The sequence below is a fragment of the Vreelandella gomseomensis genome (assembly GCF_031451645.1).
GTDB classification, from domain to species: Bacteria; Pseudomonadota; Gammaproteobacteria; order Pseudomonadales; family Halomonadaceae; genus Vreelandella; species Vreelandella gomseomensis.
The window spans coordinates 1-1,292 of sequence record NZ_JARWAI010000023.1; the positions used below are offsets into that span (position 1 = coordinate 1).

Annotated in this window: 1 rRNA gene; it reads right to left on the reverse strand. The window is 51.8% G+C overall.

The features are described 5' to 3' along the window. A 23S ribosomal RNA gene (locus tag QC815_RS17285) occupies positions 1-1,154 on the reverse strand; the annotation flags it as partial. Between the last annotated feature and the right edge of the window lie 138 nt (positions 1,155-1,292).

Sequence of the window (1,292 nt, forward strand, 5' to 3'; positions counted from 1 at the left end):
ACCCGTAGCTTCGGTACCTGGTTTAGCCCCGTTACATCTTCCGCGCAGGCCGACTCGACTAGTGAGCTATTACGCTTTCTTTAAAGGATGGCTGCTTCTAAGCCAACCTCCTAGCTGTCTGAGCCTTCCCACATCGTTTCCCACTTAACCAGGATTTCGGGACCTTAGCTGACGGTCTGGGTTGTTTCCCTTTTCACAACGGACGTTAGCACCCGCTGTGTGTCTCCCACGCTGGCACTCACCGGTATTCGGAGTTTGCCTCGGGTTGGTAAGTCGGGATGACCCCCTAGCCGAAACAGTGCTCTACCCCCGGCGGTGATACGTGAGGCGCTACCTAAATAGCTTTCGAGGAGAACCAGCTATCTCCGAGCTTGATTAGCCTTTCACTCCGATCCACAAGTCATCCAAATCTTTTTCAACAGATCCTGGTTCGGTCCTCCAATTGATGTTACTCAATCTTCAACCTGCTCATGGATAGATCGCTCGGTTTCGGGTCTATATCCAGCGACTGTGTCGCCCAGTTAAGACTCGGTTTCCCTACGGCTCCCCTATACGGTTAACCTCGCCACTGAATATAAGTCGCTGACCCATTATACAAAAGGTACGCAGTCACAGAACAAGTCTGCTCCTACTGCTTGTACGCACACGGTTTCAGGATCTATTTCACTCCCCTCTCCGGGGTTCTTTTCGCCTTTCCCTCACGGTACTGGTTCACTATCGGTCAGCCAGGAGTATTTAGCCTTGGAGGATGGTCCCCCCGTCTTCAGTCAAGGTTTCTCGTGCCCCGACCTACTCGATTTCACATGATCAGACTTTCGACTACGGGGCTATCACCCGCTATGGCCACGCTTCCCAGCGTGTTCGCCTAATCAGTCACATGCTTAAGGGCTGGTCCCCGTTCGCTCGCCGCTACTGGGGGAATCTCGGTTGATTTCTTTTCCTCAGGGTACTTAGATGTTTCAGTTCCCCTGGTTCGCCTCCCACGCCTATATATTCAGCGTGGGATACTCATCTGATGATGAGTGGGTTTCCCCATTCAGAAATGCCCGGGTCACAGGTTGTTTGCCACCTCGCCGAGCCTTATCGCAGGCTTCCACGTCTTTCATCGCCTCTGGCTGCCTAGGCATCCACCGTGTGCGCTTCATTGCTTGACCCTATAACCCGAAGGGGTCTGGTATCTCGCAATGATAACGATTGCCGGATACGCTTGAGACGTATCACAAAACAATTACGTATGAACGTCTTAAAAAAACGTTCATGTCAGCATGATATACATTGTTAAAGAGCGACTG